The organism is Fumia xinanensis, assembly GCF_014384905.1.
Lineage (GTDB): Bacteria > Bacillota > Clostridia > Oscillospirales > Ruminococcaceae > Fumia > Fumia xinanensis.
In genome coordinates this window covers 1-24,993 of record NZ_JACRSV010000002.1, presented here as the reverse complement: position 1 = coordinate 24,993, position 24,993 = coordinate 1, and the positions used below count along the sequence as shown (strand labels likewise).

Here is a 24,993-nt window from a genome sequence, read left to right as displayed (position 1 = left end):
CACTCCTAACATAAAGATATGGTTTGATTATACCAAATTTTGATTATAAAGGCTATTTAATTCGTAACGATGTAAAGGAGGTTCAATGACATTCTATAAATATAGGGGAAAACGTATAAGAGCCAGCGATAAATCCCTTGTGTACCGTTTCTGTGGCAGTTCACTTCTGTTCCTGTTCGTGATGGTCGTACTGCTTTTGAACATGGGACAGCTCATGCGTACTGACTGGAATACATTCAGCCTTATCCGTAATGACGGACTGGCGTTCTCGCTTTCCCTTTACAATTACATAACTATTTTTATAGCGGCTGGTATCTGTCTAGCGGCGGCGCTGGTCTTCCGGCACTACTGCCGTGACTATGTGAAACAGCTCTATCACCGCCAAAAGCTGGCGAAGATGGTTCTGGAAAATAAATGGTATGAAGCGGAACAGGTGCAGTCAGACGGTTTCTTCAAAGACCTGTCCTCCAGCCGTTCAAAGGAGAAAATCAGCTATTTTCCCAAAATCTACTACCAGCTAAAAAATGGGCTAATTCATATTCGGGTGGAAATCACGCTGGGAAAATATCAAGACCAGCTTTTGCACTTGGAAAAGAAACTGGAAAGCGGTTTGTACTGTGAGCTGACCGACAAGGAATTAAAGGATTCCTACGTGGAATATACCCTGCTCTATGATACTATCGCAAACCGCATTTCCATAGAGGATGTGCAGGCAAAGGATGGCAGGCTCCGGCTGATGAAAAATATCTGGTGGGAGTATGACAAGCTGCCCCATATGCTGATTGCCGGAGGAACAGGCGGCGGTAAGACGTATTTCATTCTGACGCTCATAGAAGCCCTGCTCCGCACAAATGCTGTTCTCTACGTCTTAGACCCGAAGAACGCCGACCTTGCCGACTTGGAAGCCGTCATGCCAAACGTCTACTATAAAAAGGATGATATGACCGCCTGCCTTGACCGTTTCTATGATGAAATGATGAAACGCAGCGAGGATATGAAGCAGATGGAGGGCTACAAGACAGGAGAAAACTACGCCTACTTGGGATTGCCAGCGAACTTCCTTATTTTTGATGAATATGTGGCGTTCATGGAAATGCTGGGAACAAAAGAGAACGCCGCCGTCCTTAATAAGCTGAAACAGATTGTCATGCTGGGGCGGCAGGCCGGATTCTTTCTGATTCTTGCCTGCCAGCGTCCGGACGCAAAATATCTGGGCGACGGAATCCGTGACCAGTTCAATTTCCGTGTGGCTCTTGGGCGTATGTCTGAAATGGGCTATGGGATGATGTTCGGGGAAACTGACAAGGACTTTTTCTTGAAGCAGATAAAAGGGCGTGGCTATGTAGACGTGGGTACAAGCGTCATATCCGAATTTTACACGCCCCTTGTGCCAAAAGGACACGACTTCCTAAAGGAAATCAAACTACTTGCAAACAGCAGGCAGGACACACAGGCGGCGTGCGGAGCGGAAGCCGCAGGGGTGGACTGACCTGCTGGCTGGTGTGCCGCAAGGCACGCCAGCACCTAACCCCCCGTATCTAACAGGGGGGTACAAATCGACTGGAAACAGTCTGAAAATAAAGCGGAATCCTGCTGGTTACATGGGATTCCTTAAAATCCGGCGTGTGTCAGCAAAGTACCGAAAGTTGACATACGCCTTTTTGATTGGAGGGATATTCACTGAATCATGATACTTGGGTATAGGAATTAAAGGAAAAACGCTCCGGCTATGGAATCTCGCAGAGCAGGCTTGCGGTAGCGGCTGGCATGACACGCCAGTATCTAAGCGACATTGAAACGGGCAAAGTGCTTCCGTCCGAAGAACTAAAAACATCACTGTTGGACGCACTGGAACGATTCAATCCAGACGCTCCCCTTGAAATGCTCTTTGACTATGTGCGGATTCGCTTCCCTACTCTGGATGTGAAGCACGTTGTTGAAGATATTTTGAGGTTGAAGCTGTCCTATATGCTCCATGAAGACTACGGCTTTTATTCTTACGCTGAACATTACTGTCTGGGCGACATATTCGTGCTGGTATCACCCGAAGAAGAAAAAGGCGTGCTGCTGGAACTGAAAGGGCGTGGCTGCCGTCAGTTTGAAAGCTACCTGTTGGCACAGGAACGGAGCTGGTACGAGTTTTTCATGGACTGTCTGGTAGAGGGCGGCGTGATGAAGCGGCTTGACCTTGCCATCAACGACAAGACAGGGATTCTTAACATCCCCCGTCTGACGGAGAAATGCCGGAATGAGGAATGTGTTTCCGTGTTCCGCAGCTTTAAGAGCTACCGCAGCGGCGAGCTGGTGCGGAGGGATGAAAAGGAGTGCATGGGAAACACGCTGTATATCGGCTCTTTACAGAGTGAAGTGTACTTCTGCATTTATGAAAAGGATTTTGAGCAGTACAAGAAAAATGACATTCCCATAGAGGAAGCCGAAGTCAAGAACCGCTTTGAAATCCGGCTGAAAAATGAGCGTGCTTACTATGCCCTCCGTGACCTGCTGGCGTATGACAATCCAGAACGAACCGCTTTTAAGATTATCAATCGCTATGTGCGGTTCGTGGATAAGGACAATACGAAGCCTCGTTCTGAATGGCGGATAAGTGAGGAATGGGCGTGGTTTATTGGGGAAAATCGAGAAAGCATGAAGCTGACAACGAAGCCCGAACCGTATTCATTCCAGCGTACCTTGAACTGGCTTTCCCATCAAGTAGCCCCAACCTTGAAAGTGGCTATGAAGCTGGATGAAATCAACCATACGCAGGTCGTAAAGGATATTATCGCCAGTGCGAAACTAACGGAGCGGCACGAAAAGATTTTAAAACAACAAGCCGCCACTGCAAAGGAGGTGGTTATCTAACTGCTTTTTATTCCCTTTTGACATTCAAACAAAGAAAGGAGCGATTTTATGAATTTCGGACAGAACTTATACAACTGGTTTTTATCAAACGCACAATCTCTGGTACTGCTGGCAATCGTCGTGATTGGGCTTTACCTCGGATTCAAACGTGAATTTAGCAAGCTGATTGGCTTTCTGATTATCTCGCTGATTGCCGTTGGTCTGGTCTTCAACGCCGCTGGTGTGAAAGACATTTTGTTAGAGCTGTTCAACAAGATTATCGGAGCTTAAATCAATTTGTTTGCGGTCACGCAAACACTCCTTTCCCCCTATGGGAGATGGGCATAGGGGGAATGAAAAGGGGGTGACGGAATGGTACACAAAGAATTTCAGAAAGGATGTGACGCACTATCGAAGAAATGAGAATCTATATTGCCAACTTAGGCAAATACAACGAGGGAGAATTGGTTGGGGCATGGTTCACGCCGCCCATTGATTTTGACGAAGTGAAAGAGCGTATCGGTTTGAATGACGAATACGAAGAATACGCCATCCATGACTATGAACTGCCCTTTGAAATCGACGAGTACACGCCCATTGAGGAAGTAAACCGTTTATGTGAAATGGTGGAGGATTTACCGGAGGACATACAGGCAGAGCTTCACGAACTACAATCCTATTTCGGCGGTATCGAAGAATTGTGCGAGCATGAAGACGATATTATCCATTATCCCGACTGTGAGGACATGGCGGATGTGGCACGCTATTTCATTGAAGAAACAGGTGCTTTGGGCGAAGTGCCGGCAAGCCTGCAAAACTACATTGACTATGAAGCCTACGGGCGTGACCTTGAAATCAGCGGCAGTTTTGTTGTCACGAACCACGGCGTATTTGAAATCACTCGCTAAGAATCTGGCAGATCACAACCCGACAGGGGATGTTCTGACAGATTCTTTATTTTTCGGGGTGGCTTCCGTGCTGCCCCACACTCTTTTAGAAAGGACTGATTACATGAAGAAAATACGAAGCTACACAAGTATCTGGTCGGTGGAAAAGGTGCTATATTCCATCAATGACTTTAAGCTGCCGTTCCCTATCACGTTTACGCAAATGACGTGGTTCGTGGTATCGCTGTTTGCCGTCATGCTGCTTGGGAATGTGCCGCCGTTGTCCATGATAGACGGGGCTTTCCTTAAATACTTTGGGATTCCCCTTGCGCTTACATGGTTCATGTGCCAGAAGACCTTTGATGGGAAGAAACCTTACGGCTTTCTGAAATCCGTTATCGCCTATCTGGTGCGCCCGAAACTGACCTATGCAGGAAAGACCGTGAAGCTGGGGAAAGACCATCCGGCAGAATCCATCACGGCAGTTAGGAGTGAAATTTATGGCATATCCGATTAAGTATATTGAAAACAATCTGGTGTGGAACAACGACGGGGAATGTTTCGCCTACTATGAGCTGCTTCCCTACAATTATTCGTTCCTTAGTCCAGAACAGAAATATCAAGTCCACGATTCATTCCGGCAGTTAATCGCACAGAACCGTGACGGAAGAATCCACGCTTTGCAGATTAGTACGGAATCCAGTATAAGGGCAGCGCAGGAACGCTCTAAAAAGGAAGTGTCCGGCAGGCTGAAAGAAATTGCCTATGAGAAAATCGACGCACAGACCGAAGCCCTTATTTCTATGATTGGGGAAAATCAGGTGGACTACCGCTTTTTTATCGGCTTCAAGCTGATTCTGAATGAGCAGGAAGTCACGATTAAAAGCGTGGGTAAAGAAGCAGCAAACGCCTTTTCTGACTTCATCCATGATGTGAACCATAAACTCATGGGGGATTTTGTTTCTATGAGCAATGATGAAATCTGGCGTTTTTCTAAGATGGAAAAACTACTGGAAAATAAAATTTCACGCCGTTTTAAAATCCGCCGTCTGGACAAGGACGATTTCGGTTATCTTATTGAACACCTTTACGGGCAGACAGGAACAGCATACGAGGACTACGAATACTATCTGCCGAAGAAAAAACTGGATAAGGAAACGCTGGTAAAATATTACGACCTTATCAAGCCGACACGCTGTCTGATGGAAGAAAAGCAGCGGTATTTGAAAATCGAGCAGGAGGATTCCACGGCATATGTCGCCTACTTCACTATCAATTCCATTGTGGGCGAACTGGACTTCCCGTCTTCTGAAATCTTTTACTATCAGCAACAGCAGTTCACCTTTCCCATTGATACCAGCATGAATGTGGAAATCGTGGCGAACCGGAAAGCCCTGTCCACTGTCCGCAACAAGAAGAAAGAGCTGAAAGATTTGGATAACCACGCATGGCAGAGTGACAATGAAACCAGCTCCAACGTGGCGGAAGCATTGGACAGTGTGAATGAACTGGAAACCACCTTAGACCAAAGCAAGGAATCCATGTATAAGCTGTCCTATGTGGTGCGTGTCACAGCTCCCGACCTTGACGAGCTGAAACGCCGCTGTAATGAAGTCAAGGATTTCTACGACGATTTGAGCGTAAAGCTGGTGCGTCCGTTTGGGGATATGCTGGGCTTGCATGGGGAATTTCTGCCTGCCAGCAAGCGGTATATGAATGATTACATCCAGTATGTGACAAGCGACTTCCTCGCCGGATTGGGATTCGGGGCTACGCAGATGTTGGGGGAGAATGAGGGAATCTATGTGGGGTACAGCCTTGACACGGGAAGAAATGTGTATCTGAAACCTGCCCTCGCCAGTCAAGGGGTAAAAGGTTCTGTGACAAACGCCCTTGCTGCCGCTTTCGTCGGCTCATTGGGCGGCGGAAAATCATTCTCCAACAACATGATTGTCTATTACTCCGTCCTGTTCGGCGCACAGGCGGTCATTGTAGACCCAAAGGCGGAACGTGGGAACTGGAAAGAAACGCTGCCGGAGATTGCCGACGAGATTAACATTGTCAATCTTACCTCGGACGAGAAGAACAAGGGGCTGCTTGACCCTTATGTGATTATGGAGAATCCGAAAGATTCGGAATCTCTGGCAATCGACATTCTCACATTCCTTACAGGCATTTCCTCCCGTGACGGCGAAAAGTTCCCTGTCCTTAGAAAAGCCATTCGTGCTGTAACCAATAGTGAGGAACGGGGCTTACTAAAAGTCATTGAGGAATTGCGTGTGGAGGGAACGCCCATCAGCGTAAGTATTGCAGACCATATCGAATCTTTCACAGATTACGATTTTGCACACCTGCTTTTCTCACATGGGGATGTGGAGCAGTCCATCAGCCTTGAAAAGCAGTTGAACATCATACAGGTAGCGGATTTGGTACTGCCGGATAAGGAAACCAGCTTTGAAGAATATACCACAATGGAGCTTTTGTCCGTGGCTATGCTAATCGTTATCAGTACATTCGCTCTTGATTTCATCCACACAGACCGCAGCATTTTTAAGATTGTAGACCTTGACGAAGCATGGAGCTTCTTACAGGTGGCGCAGGGAAAAACCCTGTCCATGAAGTTAGTGAGGGCTGGGCGAGCCATGAACGCAGGCGTTTACTTTGTCACGCAGAACACAGACGATTTACTGGATGAAAAGCTGAAAAACAATCTCGGCTTAAAATTTGCGTTCCGTTCCACAGATATGAACGAGATAAAAAAGACGCTCTCCTTTTTCGGCGTGGACGCAGAGGACGAGAACAACCAGAAGCGGTTGCGTGACCTTGAAAATGGACAGTGCCTTATTAGTGACCTATACGGACGTGTGGGCGTGATACAGTTCCATCCGATATTTGAAGACCTGCTGCACGCCTTTGATACCAGACCGCCCGTCAGAAAAGAGGTGGAGGAATGACAATACAAAGAATATTTCACCGGAAACCGGCGGCAGGCGGCAAGCCGGAACGGAAAAGGAAATGGAATATACAGCAGCTTGGTAAAGTGGCAGTTACGGTACTTCTGGTATTCGTGATTGCCATTTTTCTGTTAGCGACGCTGGGAACGGTAGCCCATGCCGCAGGGCTGGTGGATGATACCGTCAATGCAGCTAATGAATACAGCAAGTACCCACTGGACAACTACCAGCTTGATTTTTATGTGGACACGGGCTGGGATTGGCTGCCGTGGAACTGGCTGGACGGTATCGGAAAGCAGGTCATGTATGGGCTTTACGCCATCACAAATTTTATCTGGACAATCAGCCTTTATCTTTCCAACGCCACGGGCTATCTCATACAGGAAGCCTATTCGCTGGACTTCATTTCGGCAACGGCGGATTCTATCGGAAAGAATATGCAGACCCTTGCAGGCGTTACCCCAAACGGGCTGTCCTCGGAGGGATTTTATATCGGATTCCTGCTGATTCTGATTCTTGTCGTGGGAATCTACGTCGCATACACGGGGCTTATCAAGCGTGAAACTACAAAGGCAATCCACGCCGTCGTGAATTTCGTGGTGGTATTTGTGCTGTCAGCGTCCTTTATTGCCTACGCTCCCGACTATATCGGGAAAATCAATGACTTTTCCGCAGACATAAGCAATGCCAGCCTGTCACTTGGCACGAAGATTGTCATGCCAAACTCGGAAAGCCAGGGCAAAGACAGTGTAGACCTTATCCGTGACAGCCTTTTTTCCATTCAAGTAAAACAGCCGTGGCTTCTGCTTCAATACGGCAACTCGGATATAGAGAGTATTGGTGCGGATCGGGTGGAGAGTTTACTATCCACCAGCCCCGACACCAACAATGGAGAAGACAGGGAAGAAATCGTCGTGGAGGAAATCGAGGACTTAGAGAACACGAACCTTACTGTCACGAAAACCATTAACCGCTTGGGGATGGTGTTCTTCCTCTTTATCTTCAATATTGGCATTTCTGTGTTCGTGTTCCTGCTGACAGGTATCATGATTTTTTCGCAGGTGCTATTCATCATTTACGCTATGTTCCTGCCCGTGAGTTTCATTTTAAGCATGATTCCCACCTTTGACGGAATGTCAAAACGTGCCATCACAAAGCTGTTCAATACCATTCTGACAAGGGCGGGAATCACGCTGGTTATCACAACAGCGTTCAGCATTTCTACTATGCTCTATACGCTGTCCGCTGGTTATCCGTTCTTCCTTATTGCGTTCTTGCAGATTGTGACCTTTGCCGGAATCTACTTTAAGCTGGGGGATTTAATGAGTATGTTCTCCTTGCAGAGTGGCGATTCCCAAAGCGTGGGAAGCCGTATTATGCGAAGACCCCGTATGCTCATGCACGCCCATATGCACCGCTTACAGCATAAGCTGGGGCGTTCCGTGGCGGCTCTTGGGGCTGGCGCAGCCGCTTCTAAGGCTTCTAAACAATCGGGGGCGGCTTCCGGCTCGGGAGCTTCCAGAACCACACAGGCAGACCATACCCGACCAGACGGACAGGGAGGCGCAGAAGAAAAGGCTTCTTTTGGCAAACGGGCTGGACAGGCAGCAGGTGCGGTCATGGACACCAAAGGCAAGATTATAAACACCGCCGCAGGGCTGAAAGAACAGGCAAAGGATTTGCCCGTCAATGCAAAATACGCTCTTTACCACGGGAAAACGCAGGTGTCGGAGGGCGTGCGTGACTTTACATCCAGTATGACACAGACCAGAACCGCCAGAGCGGAGGGGCGCAAGGAAAAAGAGGAACAGCGCAGGAAGACCATTGCGGAGCGTCGGGCAGAAATGGAGCAGGCAAAAAGCAAAAAAACTTCTGCCGCAGAACCGCAGAAAACCGCTTCCCCTGTGCATGAACGACCTGCCACCACCACACCGCAGACAGAATCACGTGAGCCTATGGAGCGCAGCCAGACACAGACGGCCAGACCAGCGGTACAGGCTGGAAGTGCTGGCAAGCCGACGGAAAGACCTGTGGTATCATCCGTGAAAGAAAAAGCGGATATGCCAGCCGTGGAGGAAAAACAAGCGGTCAAAGCGGAAACACCGCCAGTACGGGCAGAACGGCAGATAGTCAAAAGCAATTCGCAGCCAGCCGTCACAGAACAGCATACCATCAAAGCGGATATGCCGCCAGAGAGGTCAGAACGTCAGATTGTGCAGACGGCTTCCCCTGCCACAGTAGAGCAAGAGCCGCAGCGACATTCCATCAAGGAACGCAGCTCCACCATTAAGCGTGAATCAACCAGAAAGGAGAAGTCCAGAACTGCCGCCGAAGTTAAGAAAGGGGAGAAAAAATGAAGCTGAAGCATATCATCATTGCAAGCTCTGGGATGTTCGTGCTGATTTTCTCCCTGCTCCTGTTTGTGGTCGTCTTGTTCTCGGACGAAGAAGACGGCGGCGGTTCTCATATCCAGTATGGCGGCGTGAATGTGTCAGCGGAGGTACTGGCACATAAGCCCCTGCTGGAAAAGTACGCAAGAGAATACGGGATTGAGGAATACATCAATGTTCTGCTTGCAATTATACAGGTGGAATCCGGCGGCACGCTGGAAGATGTTATGCAGTCCTCGGAATCGCTGGGATTGCCGCCAAACTCACTAAGCACAGAGGATTCTATCAAGCAGGGCTGCAAGTATTTCTCGGAACTGGTGGCTTCCGCCGAAGCAAAGGGCTGTGACCTAAACGCCGTCATTCAGTCCTATAACTATGGCGGCGGCTTTCTTGACTATGTGTCGAACCGTGGGAAGAAATACACCTTTGAACTGGCGGAAAGTTTCGCAAGGGATAAATCCGGCGGAACAAAAGTGACTTACACAAACCCTATCGCTGTGGAGAAAAACGGCGGATGGCGGTATAACTACGGAAATATGTTCTACGTGCTGGTGGTGTCACAATATCTAACAGTAGCACAGTTTGACGACGAAACGGTACAGGCTATCATGGATGAAGCCTTAAAATATGAGGGCTGGAGGTACGTGTTCGGCGGAGCTTCCCCTACTACCTCCTTTGACTGTTCCGGTCTTGTCCAGTGGTGTTTCGGCAAGGCTGGAATCTCCATGCCACGGACGGCGCAGGAACAGTACAACGTGACACAGCATATCCCCTTGTCCGAAGCAAAGGCTGGGGATTTGGTCTTTTTCCACTCTACCTATAATGCAGGCACTTATATTACGCACGTTGGGATATATCAAGGAAATAACCGTATGTTTCATGCAGGCGACCCTATCGGCTATGCCGATTTGACAAGTTCCTACTGGCAGCAGCATTTAGCCAGTGCAGGAAGAATCCCAAAATAGAAAGGATGAAAACTATGATTCAAATAAGAAAAAAGGAAAACCAGAAACAGCCAAAAGAAAAGAAGCCCCGTATCTATAAGGCGAATACCCACAAGCGGATTGTAATTGCCCTGTGGGTGCTGCTGGCGGTCAGCTTCTGCTTTGCAGTCTATAAGAATTTCACGGCGATTGACGTTCATACCATCCATGAAACAAAGGTCATTGAGGAAAAAATCGTCGATACCCATAAGATAGAGAACTTTGTGACGAACTTTGCAAAGGTCTATTATTCATGGGAACAGACGGCGGCTTCCATTGACAACAGGGAGAACGCTATCAAGAATTATATGACAGGAGATTTGCAGGCATTAAATACCGACACCATCCGTAAGGATATTCCCGTGTCCTCGGCGGTCAATGGGGTGCAGATATGGTCTGTTACACAGGTGGATGAAAACCAGTTCTCCGTGATCTTCACTGTGGAACAGTTAATCACGGAGAACGGAAGCACGAAAACGGTACGTTCCGCTTATGAAGTCACGGTTTATGTGGATGGCTCTGGAAACATGGTTCTCACGAAGAATCCGACCATTACCAGCACACCCGTGAAATCCGGCTATACGCCAAAGGCAAAGGAAAGCGACGGAACGGTGGACGCTGTGACGACGGATGAAATCAACGAATTTCTGACGACATTCTTTAAGCTCTACCCAACCGCAACCGCTAAAGAGCTGTCCTATTATGTGAATGGGGGCGTGTTAAAGCCTATTGGGAAAGATTATGTATTCTCGGAACTGGTAAATCCCATCTACAACCGCAGCAACAGTCAAGTGACTGTTTCCGTGGCTGTGAAGTACCTAGACCAGCAGACAAAGGCAACGCAGGTATCACAGTTTGACTTAGTGCTGGAAAAGAACGGGAATAACTGGAAGATAATTAAATAACATGTGGGCTATCTCCTCATATTTTTTTATGGATAGATAGCCCATTAATAAAAATTAAAAAGAAAAAACCAATTAAACTTATTGACGGATTTCAAACAACGTGGTATTATTTAACTGTGATTTAATCATGATTAAATCACAGTTAAATAAATAGTTGGGAGGATATAGAAGTGGACAATACAGAAGCAAAAAAAAGAATTTTAGAAACCGTAGTTTCAGCCATGCAGGAAAATCAGGATATTGGTAAATTGACTAATAGACAGATTGCAGAAAAAGCTGGCGTGAATAGTGCGTTAATAAACTACTATTTTAAGTCAAAAGACAATCTATTAATAGAGGCAGTTAATATTTGCATGGGTAATTTATTTGAGAATATTATACAAAAAACATCTAAAGAAATTGACCCATTACTTCGACTGGAAAGCATGATTAAAGAAATTGTATGTCTAGGATATAATCATTATCCACTAGCAAAAATTACAGTTGCAAATGAATTGAATGGAGGTGGAATCATTACAAATAAAATGATACAGCCAGTATTAAAAGAGATATTTAAGCAAAGTAAGGACGAATACGAGATAAAAATACTCGCTGCACAAATACTTTTGCCTGTACAAGTCATTTTTTTAAATGCTTCTGCTTACCAAAAATATCTTCAATGTGATATTAAAAATGTAATGGTCGAGCAGGAAAAACTTATTGACATTATATTTAAAAATCTATCTTTAGAAATGGGAGGTGCATGTTAAATGAAATTATTAATATCTATCAGCGCTACTATTACTGCCATTCTACTAATATCAACCTTGATATGTGGTTTATGGATGAAGTCAGTACCAATGGTAACTGCTAATAATATTAGTTTCCATATGAACTGTGGAGTTACCTCTATATGTTTGTTCTTCATAACTATGATACTAATACTTATCCAAAACAGAAAGGAGCGGAAGAAATAATGAAAATTGCCGTTATGTATATTTCTAAAACAGGCAGTACACAGCTATGTGCAGAATATATTGCTTCAAAATTACAAGACTGCTCTCTGTTTGATTTGGATAGAGAAATCCCTTGTCTATCAGATTTTGACGTACTATTGATTGGCTCTGGTGTTCGTATGGGTAAAATTTACAAACCTGCAAAACAGGTATTAAATGACAATATAGAAACCTTGATAGCAAAAAAAACCATCATATTTCTTTGCAATTTTTATCCAGAAACGATACAAAAAACCATTCGGAATAGTATTCCGAATAGATTAATAAACCATGCGAAAATTATTAAATGTGGAGGAATCTCTCCATTTAGCAAACCAACAAATACTGAATGGTTGAATTGTACAGAAATCAATGAAGTATTAACCGCATTTTGTTTAATGTAGATGTTTCTACATATCTTATACAATGCTATATCAAAATATATAGAACGTTTAATTGAAATACGTAATCTAAAGTGGGGTAAAATAAATATGGAAAATAAATGGATTTTATGCCCTGTATGTGGTAATAAAACAAGATTAAAAATAAGAAATGACACTGAAATAAGCAAATTTCCTCTGTATTGTCCAAAATGCCGACAAGAAAATTTAATAAATGTTAAATCATTTAAAGTCACAATCATAAAAGAGCCAGACGCTAAGACGCAGAGCCGATAAACTGAGGTTATGAAATCTCATTTTATCGGCTCTTTTCATTGGAGTTAGAATTATAAATCATCTATCTCCTTAGAATCTGTAATACCTTTGGCTAGGGCTTCCATAAGGATTAGCTCTTTATCTGTAAAGCTGTCCATCTGTTTTTCTATATGTCTGCGTCTGGTGCTTTTCACCAGATCAGCAGCAGGTAAGAAAAATTCATCAACGGACACATTTAACAAGGATACAAGGTCATAGAACACCTGTAAGCTGGGGTGCTGCCCCTTGTTCTCAATATTGGTTAAATAGCGTGGGTCAATCTCAATCAATGCTCCCACCTGTTCACGGGTTAAACCTCGCTTTTTACGGGCTTCTTTTATCGCAAGCCCAAACGCTTTAAAATCGTACTTATCTTCTTTTTTACGCATAATAAACCACCTATTTACATTTTACTGTTCCTGTTCAATAAGTGACAGGTATAGAAAAACGCATTATAAGGTTTTATAGTTCCTATTATGCGATTTATACAAAAAAATATACTGCCAGACGGCAAATAAAAAAAACCGTTTTCTGGCAGCATGATTTTCGTTGCGTCAAAATCAGATTATTTCCAGACGACGGTTTGAAGAAAGCCGCCGTCTTTTTGTTTGTTAAATAAAATCCACGGAGGATGTGTTGAAGTCAGCTATGAAAGCTCGGCGGTTCGTAAGGAGGTAGCCGCCATGCACGACATAATCATTCGACATAATTCTACAAGTGGTACGTCATTAAAAAAATCCATTCTCCTACATTAGATAAAAATGCCCACCTATATGGTTTTTCACAATACATAGCAGGTACTAATGAAGCGCATAAGCAGATTGTAAAGTCTGTTTGTGTGCTTTTTTGGATGCCGGAAACTTTTTTCAAAGTTTTTTTGCCAGCAATGCAACTGGCAGCCCTTTCGTGTCGGGACTTAGTGCGAAAGGGGGCAAAGAACTTCAATCCACTCTCTTTCATGGCAAGAAAGGGGGTGAGATACTATGAAGCCATCTTCTTTTCAGACAACTATTGAGAATCAGTTTGATTATATCTGCAAGCGTGCTATGGACGACGAGCGCAAGGACTATATGAAAGCCCTGTCCAGACAGTCTAAACGGGAAACGCTGTTTTCCGATATGGGCGATTACCTAGTCAGTCAGTTCGCAACTGTGGACAGTTACCCATCTGATTTTCATATCTTCACGCTGAATGATTCCACAGTCGGAGTGGAAAGCGATTTATTAAGCGAAGCATTACGGAATCTGACGGACAAGAAGCGTGAAATTATCCTGCTGTATTATTTTATGGATATGAACGACACAGAAATTGCAGACCTGCTAAAACTGAACCGTTCCACGGTTTACCGTCACAGAACCAGCGGACTTGCCTTTATCAAAGAATTTATGGAGGAAAACGAAGAATGAAGACTACATATCCCATGATTCCTTTTCCTGTCATTGTGGCGGCGACGGACGGCGATACAGAAGCTATCAACCAGATTGTAAAGCATTACAGCGGCTTTATCGCAAAACGCTCCCTCCGCCCCATGAAAGACGAATACGGGAATCAGCACATGGTCGTGGATGAAACCTTACGCCGCAGGATGGAAACCAGACTGATTGCGAAGATTTTATCCTTTGAAATCGGAGAAGAATAAAACATTTTCCCTTTCGTGGAAGCGTGTTGATATGCTTCACGCTTCCCGAACAGGGAAGTTTGCCACTCTATCAAAGCATATTGCCTTCAGTATGCTTTGACAGGCTGACAAGCCGTTGTTCCTTGAAAACTGAATAAAGCAATCGAATACGTTTCGATAGGGAAAGAGCCGACGGGCTGACACGCCATGACCCCGAAAGGAGGGATGAATTAGTGAGCGATTCACGCCAGCGTTCCGTATGCAGCTTTTGGCAGAGCTGCCGCCATGACCTCCCTATCGTGATAATGATACTCCCGTACAGCCACAGTCCGAGCGTGAAAAAAACGTCGCAGGCAAAGGGTACGGCTGCATGAGAACCATGCAGGGGTGGGATTCCCGTGAGCTATGCCAGAGCTGTTCGAGTTGCTTATGACATAAAATGAAGCTGCACCAGAATCGAACAGCTTCATAAGATGGAATAGGACATACAGACATTTTCATAACATAAAGTGTCTGGTATTTATCGAAAGGAGGGCGTGAATGAAAAGAAATTGTGTTCAGAATGTTATTATCCATGTTCCAGAAAATATGGATTTTCACGCCCTTTCCGATAAAATCAATGAGTTTCATTTAGAGGTGGTGGAACGCAGGTTAAACAGTTCCAATCTAACGACGGTTGAAAAGATAGCCGTTATTGATAAAATACTGGATAACCTAAAATCACGTGAGCTTGATGGAATCATCAAATAAGTGTTTGTGAAGCCGCCATACATTGTAAGGTGGCTTTGCTTGTTTTTGTTCCCAGCTACGAAGTGTAAAATGCTTTACGCCCATAAGCTGTGCAAGCTCCTGCTGTGTGATATGGTTTTTCTTGCGATAGGCTTTCATCCTTGAAGCCCAATCGCCAAAGTCATACATTGGTACGGTTAATTCGGCTGTTTCTTCATTGTCAGCGCCGAGGAACAATTTTGTTTCCCTTTGTATGGTGGTGGAAAACGCCCGTTGCAGGGGACAAAATTGTTAGTGATGATGGCGATGAGCCGCTCCCTAGGAGAATCGATGATCCGCGCCCCTACAACCCCCGCCGCGTTGCAGCCGAACCCCATACACATCGTGAGCGCCTGTTTGCCGCAGGCGCAGGCTTTTTTAAAGTATTGATCCAAATTAAAAGCGATTCGCGGCAGATACCCCAAGTCTTCCAGAAGGGTAAACAGCGGGAAAAAGATAGCCATAGGCGGCAGCATGACGGCCACGACCCATGCCAGCACATGATACATGCCGTCTATGAGGACACCGGTGAGCCACCCCGGCGCGCTCATCCATTCAAAGAAGGTTTTGAGTTGCCCTTCCACCCAGAACAGGCCGTCGGCCAGCATCTGGGACGGGTAGTTGGCGCCGGTAATGGTGATCCAGAACACTACCGCCAAAAGCAGCAGCATTACAGGGATCCCGGTCCATTTTCCGATGAGGATTTTGTCAATGCGCCGATCCCTAAGGTCAGCTCTGCTCCTGCTGCAACTGACCACATCCATGCAGATTTCTTCCGCCTGCAAAACGATGCAGGAGGCAATCCGATCCCGCAGTTTTTCCAAAGTCACCTGCTGTTCTTCAAGATAGGCTGCCACCTTTTCCATGGCCTTTTGAATGGCAGGATTGCTCAGAAGATCGATTTTCAAATATTCCTTCATCGAGTCGTTAAAACTGCTGTCCCCATCCAGGAGTTTTAAGGAAATCCAGCGGGTGTTGGCCCCCTCACCCAGAATTTTTTCCAGCTCCGGCTGCAAAATCGAGATGGCTTTTTCCACTACCGGCGTATACCGAAGCTTTTTCGGCAGCGTCGGATGCTCATATGTAACCATCCGACTGAGTTCCTCCATCATCTTGTCAATGCCTTTTTTGCTTCTGGCACTCATGCCCACCACCGGGACGCCCAGATTTTTAGAAAGCTGCCGCAGATCGAGAGAAATGTTTTTCTTTTTCGCCTCATCCATCAGATTGACGCAGACGATGACGTTACCGGTGATTTCCATGACCTGCAATACAAGATTCAGGTTCCGTTCGAGGCAAGTAGCGTCGCAGACAACGGCCACCGCGTCCGGATTCCCGAAACAGATAAAATCCCGTGCTACTTCCTCCTCTGCTGAACGGGCTGAGATGGAATAAGTGCCCGGCAGATCGGCGAAAATGTAATTGCGCCCGTTATACTCGCAGTTTCCGCTGGCGTTGCTCACTGTTTTGCCCGGCCAGTTTCCGGTGTGCTGATTCATGCCGGTCAGTTCATTGAACACGGTACTTTTTCCCACATTAGGATTACCTGCCAGGGCAATCACCCGGTCGCTTTCACACTGCTTTTCGATTTTCATTCCTCCGTCCGCTGCATTCAGACCTGTCGAGCCTTTGGTCAGTCCCATATAAACCCCTGCCTTTCTGGCGCTATTAAAAACGCCTATCAATTTTTAGTAAAGCCCTCTTTGGTTAAATCAATCGCTTATCTCGCCCGGCAGAGAAAAAGCGCTCTTGCCGGCGGCAAAAGCGCCCAAAACAGTCTTGCTACAGCTTGACTCTTTTTCCTCTCTCCGGTATGGGGAAATAAGCTTCGTTCGGTTACGCCAAAGGGGACACCAGAATATGGTCGGAATCTTCGTTGCGAAGGGCGATGACCGCGCCCCGGATAAGATAAGCAATAGGATTGCCAGCCGGACTTCTGTGCAGGCACTCCACCTTTGTGCCCTCGATTAGTCCGATGTCCATCAAGCGCTTGCGCATGGTGCCGGTTGCGCTCAGCTCGGAAACTTTGGCTTCTACCCCTTCATGAAGCCTGTTTAACGGTAATCTATCGTCAGTCATATGGGTTGCACGCTCCTTACTGTAATCTTAGAAAGTTTTCTTTGGAACTTCCCTGATAGCAAATTATGCGTAAGGAAGTTGATCGGTGCAAAGGCAGGATTTTTAAAAGGTTTCAGTAGGATTTGTTAAGGAATGCCGAACTTTGTGAAAATTTCCCTCTACGACTGGACAAGTTCCATAAAATCATGTATAATGACACTCGGTATTGTTGCTTTTTATCACATGAGAATTTTATTTTGAAAGGTTTGGATACAAATGAATCTATTTAAAAAAATTACGGCCGGACTGTTGGCCGCTGCCACGCTCGTGAGCTTTGCCGGATGCAGCGGCAGCGACACCACCTGGACTTATAAGCTTGGGGATTATACGGTCACATCTGGTATGTATGTAGGCCTCTCTCTCACCGCTTATCAGGAAGCACAGGCTCTCGAGGGCTTTGACGCATCCAAAACTCCTTTCGACCAGGAGCTGGAAGGTGAAGACGGTTTAAAATGGGTCACCGACGAAGCGGAATCCCTTGCAAAAAGATATCTGGCTGTAGAACAAAAATTTGATGAAATGGGGCTTACCGTAGACGAGGAATCCCAAAAAGCCATGGACGCTAACGCGGAAGCCTACTATGAATATCTGGATAAAATATATGGTTACGCCGACAAGGGGTTCGGATTGGAATCTTATAAGAAGCTGCAGCTGAATCAGTACAAAAGCAACAGCATCTTCAATATGACCTATGGTGAGGGCGGTTCTGAAGAAGTAAAGGACGACGAACTGAAAGATATTTTCTACAGCGATTATGCCAAGGTCTTTTATATCCCCGTCAATATCACTGAAACAGATGAAAAAGGGGAACAAAAGAATCGCGACCAGGCCGACATCGATGCGGACATTGAGATGCTGACCAAACGCCTTGAAAACGGCGACGATTTCCAAGCTATTCTGGATGATTATTTCTCCGGAGAAGAAACGAAACCCACCGCTTCTCAGTTCATGGCCATCGTTCAGAAAGGCGACTTACAAACTCCTCAGAGTATCTTGGACTTCGCGTTTGATTCCAAAATTGGAGAAGTAGGTAAATCCATTGATTCCACCGGGAGCTTTGTCCTGAAAAAAATGGATATTACCGAATCTGAGGAAGACTTTACAAACAATCGCTCCAATCTCCTGTCAACTTTGAAATCTGAGGAATTTAACGCTAAAATTGACGAATGGAGCAACGCAATTGAGCCTGAGAAAAACGAAAAGGCTTTATCCAAACACAGCCCCAAAAATATCAAAATTAAACCTACTGGAACCAGCTCCTCCAGCAGCGAATCTTCCGTGGAATCCAGTGAAAGCTCGGAAGAATCCAGCGAAAACAGCTCCGAAGGTACTGAATCCAGCACAGATTGATTAAAGCGTATTTGCTTGCTGCCGTTGTTAAGCAGTAAAACCAGCAATATTGCCGACTAAGTATCTATGATCTATTACTAGAAGCAGCCCCGATCGGGGCTGCTTCTTTGTATTTTACAACCAAGGATTATGGTATATAGGCACCTTCTTTGCATATTTTATTGATGGAGGGATGATAGATGAAAAAACGCACATGGAAAACATATGCTTGCTGGATCATTTTCACAGAAGCAGTTGGAGCTCTTTCCGGCTGGCTGACACGGGAGGGAGCAGAAATCTATAACGCAACCATAGAGAAGCCTGCACTGTCTCCGCCTGCAATCGTATTTCCAATTGTTTGGGGAATCCTGTTCGCACTGATGGGAATTGGAGCTGCACGAATATATACATCTCCTGCTTCTAATGCCCGTTCACGCAGTTTGCTCCTTTTTTTCACCCAATTGGCCTTCAATTTTTTCTGGAGTATCATTTTTTTTAATTTCCAAAATTTTTTGTTTGCCTTCATTTGGCTGATTATATTATGGGGGCTGATTTTGAGTATGCTCCTTTCGTTCCGTAAGGTGGATAAAATCGCTGCGTGGCTACAGATTCCATATCTTGTTTGGGTGACATTCGCCGCATATCTGAATTTAGGTGTATGGATACTCAACCGATAACTTCATAGTAAAAAAGCGATGAGTGGATAACCCATCGCTTTTCTGATGCCTTTATCTAATTTTCTTTAGGGCTTTTTTATCAGAAATTTTATATACAAATTAACCGTTATGGTCAGATTTATTTTTATGAAGTTCAGAAATTCGGTAAACCTTCTGTGAATTCCTTGCTTTTTGGATAAAGATGGGCTATAATATTGCTTGGATTTGAGAGATTCAAGAAGAATAAATACTTGGAGGTTTTATTATGTTAGTTTCTGCAAAAGATATGTTGAACAAAGCCAAAGCAGGCAAATACGCGGTTGGTCAGTTCAATATCAACAACCTGGAGTGGACCAAAGCAGTTCTCCTCACCGCTCAGGAAAACAATTCTCCCGTCATCCTCGGTGTTTCCGAAGGCGCCGGTAAATACATGGGCGGCTACAAAACCATCGTAGGTATGGTAAACGGCATGCTGGAAGAGTTGAACATCACTGTTCCCGTGGCGCTGCATTTGGACCATGGCTCCTACGAAGGCGCTAAGAAATGCATTGAAGCCGGATTTTCTTCCATCATGTTTGATGGTTCCCACTATCCCATCGAAGAAAATATTGAAAAAACCAAAGAGTTGGTATCTATCTGCAATGAAAAGGGTCTTTCTTTGGAAGCAGAAGTCGGTTCCATCGGCGGTGAAGAAGACGGTGTCGTCGGTGCCGGTGAAGTCGCTGATCCCAACGAGTGCAAAATGATTGCTGATTTGGGCGTGACCATGCTAGCCGCCGGTATTGGCAACATCCATGGCAAATACCCTGAAAATTGGGCAGGCTTAAGTTTCGACGTTCTCGCAAAAATTCAGGAGCTCACCGGCACTATGCCTCTCGTTCTTCACGGCGGCACCGGCATTCCTGAGGATATGATCAAAAAGGCTATCTCTCTGGGCGTTTCCAAGATTAATGTCAATACAGAGTGTCAGCTTTCTTTTGCGGCAGCTACCCGCAAATACATCGAAGAAGGCAAAGACCTGCAGGGCAAAGGCTTTGACCCACGCAAACTGCTGGCTCCCGGCTTCGAGGCCATCAAAGCAACAGTTAAAGAAAAAATGGAACTTTTTGGTTCCGTCAACAAAGCATAACGTGTACTTCGACAATTGAATTATTAAAAGGGCGGATTATATCCGTCCTTTTTTGCTGGACTTTTTTATGACTTACTTTGATTTTACCGCATAATATGCGGTAAAATCCATCGAAGATGATTTCAAAAGGTATTCGCCTTTTAATGATAAAAATAGTTATTAATTTGCAAATCAAAGCCTATTCGCCTGCTGTGCGGGCTGTTAGGAGTGTAAAACGCCCTTAACTATATTATTTTTTGCAATATTGTACGTCAGAAAGGGATTTCTTTTCATGGTGTCATCGGATAAAAAACAAATTCACAGAGACTATCGCCGTTACCTCATTCCTACTGTGGTCAGTATGATTGCACACTCCATTTATTGCCTTGCAGATGTTTTTTTTGTGGCTTGGGGCGTAGGAAGCGATGGCTTGGCTGCGCTGAACATTGCACTGCCCATCTTTACATTTTACAGCTGCTTCAGCTTGATGGTTGGCGTAGGTACTGCAACCACAATATCCGTATGTAAAGGCGTTGGAGATGACTACAGTGCCAACCAGACGCTGACTATGGCCTATTTACTTTTGCTCTCAGTAGGTGCGGTTGCGGCAGTAGTGGGCTCCATCTGGCTCGACAATATTGCTCAGATGCTGGGAGCTCCGGAAGAGCTGGTTCCTTTGGTTCACGACTATCTAGTCGTCATCAATGCCACCGCCTTCATGTACATTCTATCATCGGCATCGGCGGTTATCATCCGCTGTGACGAAAATCCAAAACTTGTCATGGTAGCCACAACCATCGGCAACATCACAAATATTGTTCTGGACTTTGTCTTTGTTATTTTGTGCAAATGGAGTGTTTTTGGCGCCGGCCTTGCCACTGCTATCGGCCCCTGTGTCACTGTGGCTATTCTTTCTGTTCATTTTCTCAAAAAGCAGAATACCGTTCGGTTTGTCAAAAAATTCTTTCATTTCTCCCTGTTTGGACGTATTTTCAAAAACGGCATCGGAACCAGCATTATGGAGGTGTCCTCCGGAATTGTAATTCTCTTTATCAACAAAGCGTTGTTAAAGGTCAGCGGGCCGGATTCGGTAGCGATTTTCTCCATCATTTCCAATATCGCCTATGTTGGAAAGGGAGTATTTAACGGCATTGCTCAGGCGGCTCAGCCAATTATTAGCCGCAGCTACGGCTCTAAAAACTACCGCGCCATCCATATTGTCAACCGCCATGCTTTGCTGATTACAGCTGTTTTCTCGCTGGGTATTTATGGGGTTATCTGCCTCTTCCCTTCCACTATCATCACTACTTTTGTTTCCCATGAGCCAGCCATCGTCGTTGCAGGAACAACCGCCATACTTCTATATTTTCTCTCCTTTCCCTTCACCGGTCTCAACACCGTTATCATGTACTATTTCCAGTCCATGGAACGCCCCCGCAGCACCATGATGATCTCGATCCTCCGGGGAGTCGCACTCGTCTATCTGTTTTTGCAAATTCTCCCGGTCTTCTGGGGGGAAAACGGTGTATGGCTCTCCCTTTTTGGAGCAGAATTTATCACTTTTGGAATTTTCTTTCCCCTTCATCTACGATTCGGAAAAAAACAGCAACAGGCCGCGGAAGAATCGTATTCCCAGACATTACTAGAACCATCTTGAGCCGATAAAAAAGCAGTGTACTAAACTCGTACACTGCTTTTTATTATCCTTTTACTCTATACTTATCATGAGCTTCTGCCGCTGTTTCTAATAAGTATTTGTTCAATGTTTCCTCAATAACTTCCATGGCGGCCGCAATTTTCTCATCAATATCCTGTGGAAGGATGCTTTGGGGTTCTTCCGGCATGCGGTCGTACACACCTCGGGCAAAATAATGTTCAATAAACCCATGTCCAATACCTTGAATGCACCGAACAGTCACGGGAACACCTGCCTGTCGTAACAGCTCTCCATATCGTTCTCCCTCTTGTCGGAGGGAATCATATTCTGCCACAAGGACAGCAGCCGGTGGAAGGCCTTTTAACTGGTCCTGAGAACAAAGGGCTGGCGATATATGAGGAAGCGCTCTATCCTCCGGTCTGGCATACAGTTCGCTAAATGTTTTGATGAGCAGAACCGGAAGCGCTTCCGGATATTTGGGCTTATCAGCGGGATTGCTGAGCACATCTAAAAACGGATAATTGAGAATTTGGCAGCGCAGCTGGTATTTCCCCGATTCTTTACCCATCATGGCAGCTACAGCAGCTAAATTGCCGCCTGCACTGTGTCCGATGATCGCCATCCTTTCGCCGTCCATCTGATATTCCGCCGCATGTTCTTTCCAATGGCAAATCACATCAAAAACATCTTCGACCGCAGCTGGATAAGGAAATTTGGGGGCTTTTCGGTAATTGATGGAAATGACATTGATGTCCAGATCCTTTCGCAGGCAATCACAGAATAATTCTTCATCTGCTCCATGCCCGTAGACAAAACCTCCCCCGTGTAGATCAAAAAGAACCGGAGCAAGCTGTCGCTTTGCCCGATACAGATAGATGTCCACCTCTCCCCCGCGGCAGGGAATCATTATTTTTTCTCCGATGAGCTCGGTGTTACCAATCCGTTCCAATGCCCTACGGACTCCAACGGCCAAATCGATTTTAAACTGTTCTAAATTCATCGGTACCTGCTCTTTCCGTCGTGCTTCATTTCATTTCTCTTATTGTATCACAGTTTCCTTTTACAGGCAAACAAAAAAGCTCCTGAAAATCAGGGGCTTTTGGGATAGAACTTACAGCACTTCAGTAATATTGAGCATGGTATTGACATTACTTCCTGGAGCCAGTGACACTGTTCCCGCGGAGTTTACGTTGAGTCTGACTAAATCGCCTGGTTCGCCAGAATAGATAAAATGGGCAGAAACCTGAGAACCATTGCCGGGCAACTGGCGTATCGACTGAGGAAGCACCACGCCATTGACTGTTACATAAACAGGAATATCCGAAGAGAAACCGGAAGCGGGCGTCAATTCATAGTGGATACGGTACAGTGCTTTTTTCTGCAATGTAACAGAACTTCCCGTTGGGTCCAACACCATTCCTGAAACGACTGTGGTCCCATTAAACCGGACAGGCACAATACTGGAGAGATCCTGTGCGATATTGGAGTAAAAATCTCCAACGGCGGCTTTAGCTGGACTGCTTGCGTCATAATAACCGATAGGGTATCTGGCGCCACAGGTACAGCAATCCGCCAAGGGGTAAAGCAAATAAGGGTTGCATGTGATTTCATTAAGGGGCATCTTTCATTCACCTCTGCTGACGTTAAAATAATAAATTAGGCAAGCATCTGCTTATCACAGCATATGCTGCCAATTTTCATTTTGATACCAGTCACGCTAAAAATCGTCAAAATTCCACCTTGTATATTAGGCTTCGACCATGTATAATAAATTTTAGATAATATTCTTGAAAGGAGACTATTTATGTGGAAACAATTTAAGGAATTCGCGTTTAAAGGCAATATTTTTGATATGGCCATTGGCGTTGTCGTAGGCGGAGCGTTCGGAAAAATCGTCACTTCTCTCGTAAACGACATTATCATGCCTTTTTTCGGGTTTCTCACAGCCGGAATGGAATTTAAATCTCTTAAATGGGTGTTGAGCCCTGCAATCATTGAAAATGGTGAGATAATCAAACCGGAAGCAGCTATTTTGTATGGAAGTTTCATTCAAAATATTGTGGACTTTCTCATTATTGCTTTTTCAATATTCTTAGCTGTTTATTTTGCGTCTAAGGCCTCCAAAAAACTTCGCAAACAGCAGGAAGAACAGCCAGCTCCAGAGTCACCTGCCCTTCCCAGTGAAGCCGAATTGCTCGTTGAGATCCGTGATTTACTTCAAAATCAGAAAACTGAAGTTAAGGCAGAAGAGTTAGAATAACGCCTTTAATAATGTTTTTTAAATATTGCCAGTATATAACAGGCCGCCTGTCTTTTGGGGACAGGCGGCCTGTTATTAAGTGATTCCTCATTCATAGCCAACGACTCTTTTTGGGTCCTCTAAATGATAGAATACAACACTTTCTATTGGCCATACTTTGCAATTGCCACAATAAAAAAGAACAGCCTATTCTATGAATAGGCTGTTCTTTTTGGCAGGGGCAGAAGGACTTGAACCCTCGGCACGTGGTTTTGGAGACCACTGCTCTACCAACTGAGCTATACCCCTATGTAACAACTGGTGGGCCATCGGGGACTCGAACCCAGGACCGACCGGTTATGAGCCGGTTGCTCTAACCAACTGAGCTAATGGCCCATATTGTGCTGGCATCGTTCTATCTTCCCAGGCCGTCTCCAGCCAAGTATTTTCGACGCGGGTGAGCTTAACTTCTGTGTTCGGTATGGGAACAGGTGTGTCCTCATCGCCATTAACACCAGCAAAATGTTACAATAGTTACCTAAAAGGTAATGGTGACCCGTACGAGAATCGAACTCGTGTTTCCGGCGTGAGAGGCCGGCGTCTTAACCGCTTGACCAACAGGCCATTGTTGGTGCGCCATCAGGGATTCGAACCCGGGACCCACTGATTAAGAGTCAGTTGCTCTACCAACTGAGCTAATGGCGCATATGGGAATGGTACCCTCAAAATTGAACAAAGAAACATCGAAATTTGTTTTGAAACCACATCTTATGGTCAAGCCCTCGACCGATTAGTACTCGCTAGCTTAACGCCTCACGACGCTTACACTTTGAGCCTATCAACCTTGTAGTCTTCAAGGGGTCTTACCTGA

The 24,993-nt window shown here is 45.4% G+C and carries 25 protein-coding genes, 4 tRNA genes, 2 rRNA genes and 1 pseudogene; 20 read left to right on the top strand and 12 right to left on the bottom strand.

Annotated features, from left to right (window positions below; genetic code table 11):
* Positions 1–85 precede the first annotated feature (85 nt).
* The 12 genes and pseudogenes from H8710_RS06700 (at position 86) to H8710_RS06645 (ending at position 12,611) form a co-directional block, all read left to right on the top strand.
* Positions 86–1,489: an FtsK/SpoIIIE domain-containing protein gene (locus tag H8710_RS06700; RefSeq protein WP_249294744.1), complete on the top strand. Its 1,404-nt coding sequence runs from the start codon at positions 86–88 to the stop codon at positions 1,487–1,489.
* Between the two features lie 215 nt (positions 1,490–1,704).
* Positions 1,705–2,862 (top strand): annotated as a pseudogene (gene mobT, locus H8710_RS06695) (MobT family relaxase); the annotation flags it as partial.
* 48 nt (positions 2,863–2,910) lie between these two features.
* Complete coding sequence (locus H8710_RS06690) at positions 2,911–3,132, top strand: hypothetical protein (protein ID WP_054354504.1); 222 nt, start codon at positions 2,911–2,913, stop codon at positions 3,130–3,132.
* Positions 3,133–3,260: 128 nt separating this feature from the next.
* The gene (locus H8710_RS06685) at positions 3,261–3,749 is read left to right on the top strand and encodes an antirestriction protein ArdA (RefSeq protein ID WP_054354503.1); all 489 of its coding nucleotides are present in this window, start codon (positions 3,261–3,263) and stop codon (positions 3,747–3,749) included.
* A gap of 103 nt (positions 3,750–3,852) precedes the next feature.
* Positions 3,853–4,245 (top strand): conjugal transfer protein, encoded by a 393-nt coding sequence (locus H8710_RS06680; protein WP_054354528.1) that lies wholly within the window; start codon positions 3,853–3,855, stop codon positions 4,243–4,245.
* Positions 4,229–6,682, top strand: a complete 2,454-nt coding sequence (tcpF, locus tag H8710_RS06675; RefSeq protein ID WP_249294743.1) for a conjugal transfer ATPase TcpF — start codon at positions 4,229–4,231, stop codon at positions 6,680–6,682. Before H8710_RS06680 ends, tcpF begins: the two co-directional genes overlap by 17 nt.
* Positions 6,679–9,039 (top strand): CD3337/EF1877 family mobilome membrane protein, encoded by a 2,361-nt coding sequence (locus H8710_RS06670; RefSeq protein ID WP_249294742.1) that lies wholly within the window; start codon positions 6,679–6,681, stop codon positions 9,037–9,039. The genes tcpF and H8710_RS06670 overlap by 4 nt, the downstream gene beginning before the upstream one ends.
* Entirely contained in the window at positions 9,036–10,037 is a 1,002-nt protein-coding gene (locus H8710_RS06665) for a bifunctional lytic transglycosylase/C40 family peptidase (protein WP_021636453.1), read from the top strand. The genes H8710_RS06670 and H8710_RS06665 overlap by 4 nt, the downstream gene beginning before the upstream one ends.
* 14 nt (positions 10,038–10,051) lie before the next feature.
* Positions 10,052–10,960 (top strand): conjugal transfer protein, encoded by a 909-nt coding sequence (locus H8710_RS06660; RefSeq protein ID WP_035321911.1) that lies wholly within the window; start codon positions 10,052–10,054, stop codon positions 10,958–10,960.
* 170 nt (positions 10,961–11,130) lie between these two features.
* The gene (locus H8710_RS06655; RefSeq protein WP_021636451.1) at positions 11,131–11,709 is read left to right on the top strand and encodes a TetR/AcrR family transcriptional regulator; all 579 of its coding nucleotides are present in this window, start codon (positions 11,131–11,133) and stop codon (positions 11,707–11,709) included.
* 206 nt (positions 11,710–11,915) lie between these two features.
* Positions 11,916–12,338: a flavodoxin domain-containing protein gene (locus H8710_RS06650; RefSeq protein ID WP_021636449.1), complete on the top strand. Its 423-nt coding sequence runs from the start codon at positions 11,916–11,918 to the stop codon at positions 12,336–12,338.
* Between the two features lie 87 nt (positions 12,339–12,425).
* Positions 12,426–12,611 carry a cysteine-rich KTR domain-containing protein gene (locus H8710_RS06645; protein WP_083492971.1) on the top strand — a complete coding sequence of 62 codons (186 nt, stop codon included), beginning with the start codon at positions 12,426–12,428 and terminating at the stop codon, positions 12,609–12,611.
* A gap of 50 nt (positions 12,612–12,661) precedes the next feature.
* Here the strand turns inward: H8710_RS06645 and H8710_RS06640 are convergent, their stop codons facing one another.
* Complete coding sequence (locus H8710_RS06640) at positions 12,662–13,018, bottom strand: helix-turn-helix domain-containing protein (RefSeq protein WP_021636447.1); 357 nt, start codon at positions 13,016–13,018, stop codon at positions 12,662–12,664.
* A gap of 594 nt (positions 13,019–13,612) precedes the next feature.
* On the opposite strand from H8710_RS06640, the gene H8710_RS06635 reads away from it, so the two are divergent.
* From H8710_RS06635 to H8710_RS06625, 3 genes are all read left to right on the top strand, one after another.
* Positions 13,613–14,035, top strand: a complete 423-nt coding sequence (locus H8710_RS06635; RefSeq protein WP_021636445.1) for a sigma-70 family RNA polymerase sigma factor — start codon at positions 13,613–13,615, stop codon at positions 14,033–14,035.
* Entirely contained in the window at positions 14,032–14,268 is a 237-nt protein-coding gene (locus H8710_RS06630) for a helix-turn-helix domain-containing protein (protein WP_021636444.1), read from the top strand. The genes H8710_RS06635 and H8710_RS06630 overlap by 4 nt, the downstream gene beginning before the upstream one ends.
* 519 nt (positions 14,269–14,787) lie before the next feature.
* The gene (locus H8710_RS06625; protein ID WP_054354500.1) at positions 14,788–14,997 is read left to right on the top strand and encodes a hypothetical protein; all 210 of its coding nucleotides are present in this window, start codon (positions 14,788–14,790) and stop codon (positions 14,995–14,997) included.
* Here H8710_RS06625 and H8710_RS13505 read toward each other — a convergent pair.
* The 3 genes from H8710_RS13505 to H8710_RS06615 form a co-directional block, all read right to left on the bottom strand.
* A complete protein-coding gene (locus H8710_RS13505; protein ID WP_207708383.1) occupies positions 14,968–15,135 on the bottom strand; it encodes a helix-turn-helix domain-containing protein in 168 nt (55 codons plus the stop codon). The genes H8710_RS06625 and H8710_RS13505 overlap by 30 nt on opposite strands.
* 38 nt (positions 15,136–15,173) lie before the next feature.
* Positions 15,174–16,658: a ferrous iron transport protein B gene (gene feoB, locus H8710_RS06620; protein ID WP_249294741.1), complete on the bottom strand. Its 1,485-nt coding sequence runs from the start codon at positions 16,656–16,658 to the stop codon at positions 15,174–15,176.
* A 193-nt stretch (positions 16,659–16,851) separates the two neighbouring features.
* Entirely contained in the window at positions 16,852–17,094 is a 243-nt protein-coding gene (locus H8710_RS06615; protein ID WP_249294740.1) for a FeoA family protein, read from the bottom strand.
* A gap of 255 nt (positions 17,095–17,349) precedes the next feature.
* Between H8710_RS06615 and H8710_RS06610 the strand changes: the two genes are divergently transcribed.
* The 4 genes from H8710_RS06610 to H8710_RS06595 all read left to right on the top strand — a co-directional run bounded on the left by H8710_RS06610 (position 17,350) and on the right by H8710_RS06595 (position 21,883).
* Positions 17,350–18,483: a hypothetical protein gene (locus H8710_RS06610; RefSeq protein WP_249294739.1), complete on the top strand. Its 1,134-nt coding sequence runs from the start codon at positions 17,350–17,352 to the stop codon at positions 18,481–18,483.
* 179 nt (positions 18,484–18,662) lie between these two features.
* On the top strand, positions 18,663–19,139 hold the full coding sequence (locus H8710_RS06605) for a TspO/MBR family protein (RefSeq protein ID WP_249294738.1): 477 nt from the start codon (positions 18,663–18,665) through the stop codon (positions 19,137–19,139).
* Between the two features lie 244 nt (positions 19,140–19,383).
* On the top strand, positions 19,384–20,247 hold the full coding sequence (fba, locus tag H8710_RS06600) for a class II fructose-1,6-bisphosphate aldolase (protein WP_249294737.1): 864 nt from the start codon (positions 19,384–19,386) through the stop codon (positions 20,245–20,247).
* Between the two features lie 271 nt (positions 20,248–20,518).
* Positions 20,519–21,883, top strand: coding sequence for an MATE family efflux transporter (locus tag H8710_RS06595; protein ID WP_249294736.1), 1,365 nt, complete (start codon positions 20,519–20,521; stop codon positions 21,881–21,883).
* Positions 21,884–21,926: 43 nt separating this feature from the next.
* Here the strand turns inward: H8710_RS06595 and H8710_RS06590 are convergent, their stop codons facing one another.
* Positions 21,927–22,883 (bottom strand): alpha/beta hydrolase, encoded by a 957-nt coding sequence (locus H8710_RS06590; RefSeq protein WP_249294735.1) that lies wholly within the window; start codon positions 22,881–22,883, stop codon positions 21,927–21,929.
* 111 nt (positions 22,884–22,994) lie between these two features.
* A complete protein-coding gene (locus H8710_RS06585) occupies positions 22,995–23,504 on the bottom strand; it encodes a hypothetical protein (RefSeq protein ID WP_249294734.1) in 510 nt (169 codons plus the stop codon).
* A 183-nt stretch (positions 23,505–23,687) separates the two neighbouring features.
* Between H8710_RS06585 and mscL the strand changes: the two genes are divergently transcribed.
* On the top strand, positions 23,688–24,143 hold the full coding sequence (gene mscL, locus H8710_RS06580; protein ID WP_249294733.1) for a large-conductance mechanosensitive channel protein MscL: 456 nt from the start codon (positions 23,688–23,690) through the stop codon (positions 24,141–24,143).
* 212 nt (positions 24,144–24,355) lie between these two features.
* Here mscL and H8710_RS06575 read toward each other — a convergent pair.
* From H8710_RS06575 to H8710_RS06550, 6 genes are all read right to left on the bottom strand, one after another.
* Positions 24,356–24,431, bottom strand: a tRNA-Trp gene (locus H8710_RS06575).
* A gap of 10 nt (positions 24,432–24,441) precedes the next feature.
* Positions 24,442–24,518 (bottom strand) — tRNA-Ile (locus tag H8710_RS06570).
* Positions 24,519–24,524: 6 nt separating this feature from the next.
* Positions 24,525–24,641, bottom strand: a 5S ribosomal RNA gene (gene rrf, locus H8710_RS06565).
* Positions 24,642–24,671: 30 nt separating this feature from the next.
* Positions 24,672–24,746, bottom strand: a tRNA-Glu gene (locus H8710_RS06560).
* A 5-nt stretch (positions 24,747–24,751) separates the two neighbouring features.
* Positions 24,752–24,827, bottom strand: a tRNA-Lys gene (locus tag H8710_RS06555).
* A gap of 65 nt (positions 24,828–24,892) precedes the next feature.
* Positions 24,893–24,993 (bottom strand): 23S ribosomal RNA (locus tag H8710_RS06550); the annotation flags it as partial.

Coding starts and splice junctions, on each gene's coding strand:
- H8710_RS06645 (WP_083492971.1), top strand. CDS start 12,426: ATGGAAAATAAATGGATTTTATGCCCTGTATGTGGTAATAAAACAAGA.
- H8710_RS06680 (WP_054354528.1), top strand. CDS start 3,853: ATGAAGAAAATACGAAGCTACACAAGTATCTGGTCGGTGGAAAAGGTG.
- H8710_RS06635 (WP_021636445.1), top strand. CDS start 13,613: ATGAAGCCATCTTCTTTTCAGACAACTATTGAGAATCAGTTTGATTAT.
- H8710_RS06650 (WP_021636449.1), top strand. CDS start 11,916: ATGAAAATTGCCGTTATGTATATTTCTAAAACAGGCAGTACACAGCTA.
- H8710_RS06640 (WP_021636447.1), bottom strand. CDS start 13,018: ATGCGTAAAAAAGAAGATAAGTACGATTTTAAAGCGTTTGGGCTTGCG.
- H8710_RS06605 (WP_249294738.1), top strand. CDS start 18,663: ATGAAAAAACGCACATGGAAAACATATGCTTGCTGGATCATTTTCACA.
- H8710_RS06660 (WP_035321911.1), top strand. CDS start 10,052: ATGATTCAAATAAGAAAAAAGGAAAACCAGAAACAGCCAAAAGAAAAG.
- fba (WP_249294737.1), top strand. CDS start 19,384: ATGTTAGTTTCTGCAAAAGATATGTTGAACAAAGCCAAAGCAGGCAAA.
- H8710_RS06595 (WP_249294736.1), top strand. CDS start 20,519: ATGGTGTCATCGGATAAAAAACAAATTCACAGAGACTATCGCCGTTAC.
- H8710_RS06665 (WP_021636453.1), top strand. CDS start 9,036: ATGAAGCTGAAGCATATCATCATTGCAAGCTCTGGGATGTTCGTGCTG.
- feoB (WP_249294741.1), bottom strand. CDS start 16,658: ATGGGACTGACCAAAGGCTCGACAGGTCTGAATGCAGCGGACGGAGGA.
- H8710_RS06615 (WP_249294740.1), bottom strand. CDS start 17,094: ATGACTGACGATAGATTACCGTTAAACAGGCTTCATGAAGGGGTAGAA.
- H8710_RS06700 (WP_249294744.1), top strand. CDS start 86: ATGACATTCTATAAATATAGGGGAAAACGTATAAGAGCCAGCGATAAA.
- H8710_RS06690 (WP_054354504.1), top strand. CDS start 2,911: ATGAATTTCGGACAGAACTTATACAACTGGTTTTTATCAAACGCACAA.
- H8710_RS06625 (WP_054354500.1), top strand. CDS start 14,788: ATGAAAAGAAATTGTGTTCAGAATGTTATTATCCATGTTCCAGAAAAT.
- H8710_RS06630 (WP_021636444.1), top strand. CDS start 14,032: ATGAAGACTACATATCCCATGATTCCTTTTCCTGTCATTGTGGCGGCG.
- mscL (WP_249294733.1), top strand. CDS start 23,688: ATGTGGAAACAATTTAAGGAATTCGCGTTTAAAGGCAATATTTTTGAT.
- tcpF (WP_249294743.1), top strand. CDS start 4,229: ATGGCATATCCGATTAAGTATATTGAAAACAATCTGGTGTGGAACAAC.
- H8710_RS06585 (WP_249294734.1), bottom strand. CDS start 23,504: ATGCCCCTTAATGAAATCACATGCAACCCTTATTTGCTTTACCCCTTG.
- H8710_RS06610 (WP_249294739.1), top strand. CDS start 17,350: ATGAATCTATTTAAAAAAATTACGGCCGGACTGTTGGCCGCTGCCACG.
- H8710_RS06670 (WP_249294742.1), top strand. CDS start 6,679: ATGACAATACAAAGAATATTTCACCGGAAACCGGCGGCAGGCGGCAAG.
- H8710_RS13505 (WP_207708383.1), bottom strand. CDS start 15,135: ATGAAAGCCTATCGCAAGAAAAACCATATCACACAGCAGGAGCTTGCA.
- H8710_RS06590 (WP_249294735.1), bottom strand. CDS start 22,883: ATGAATTTAGAACAGTTTAAAATCGATTTGGCCGTTGGAGTCCGTAGG.
- H8710_RS06685 (WP_054354503.1), top strand. CDS start 3,261: ATGAGAATCTATATTGCCAACTTAGGCAAATACAACGAGGGAGAATTG.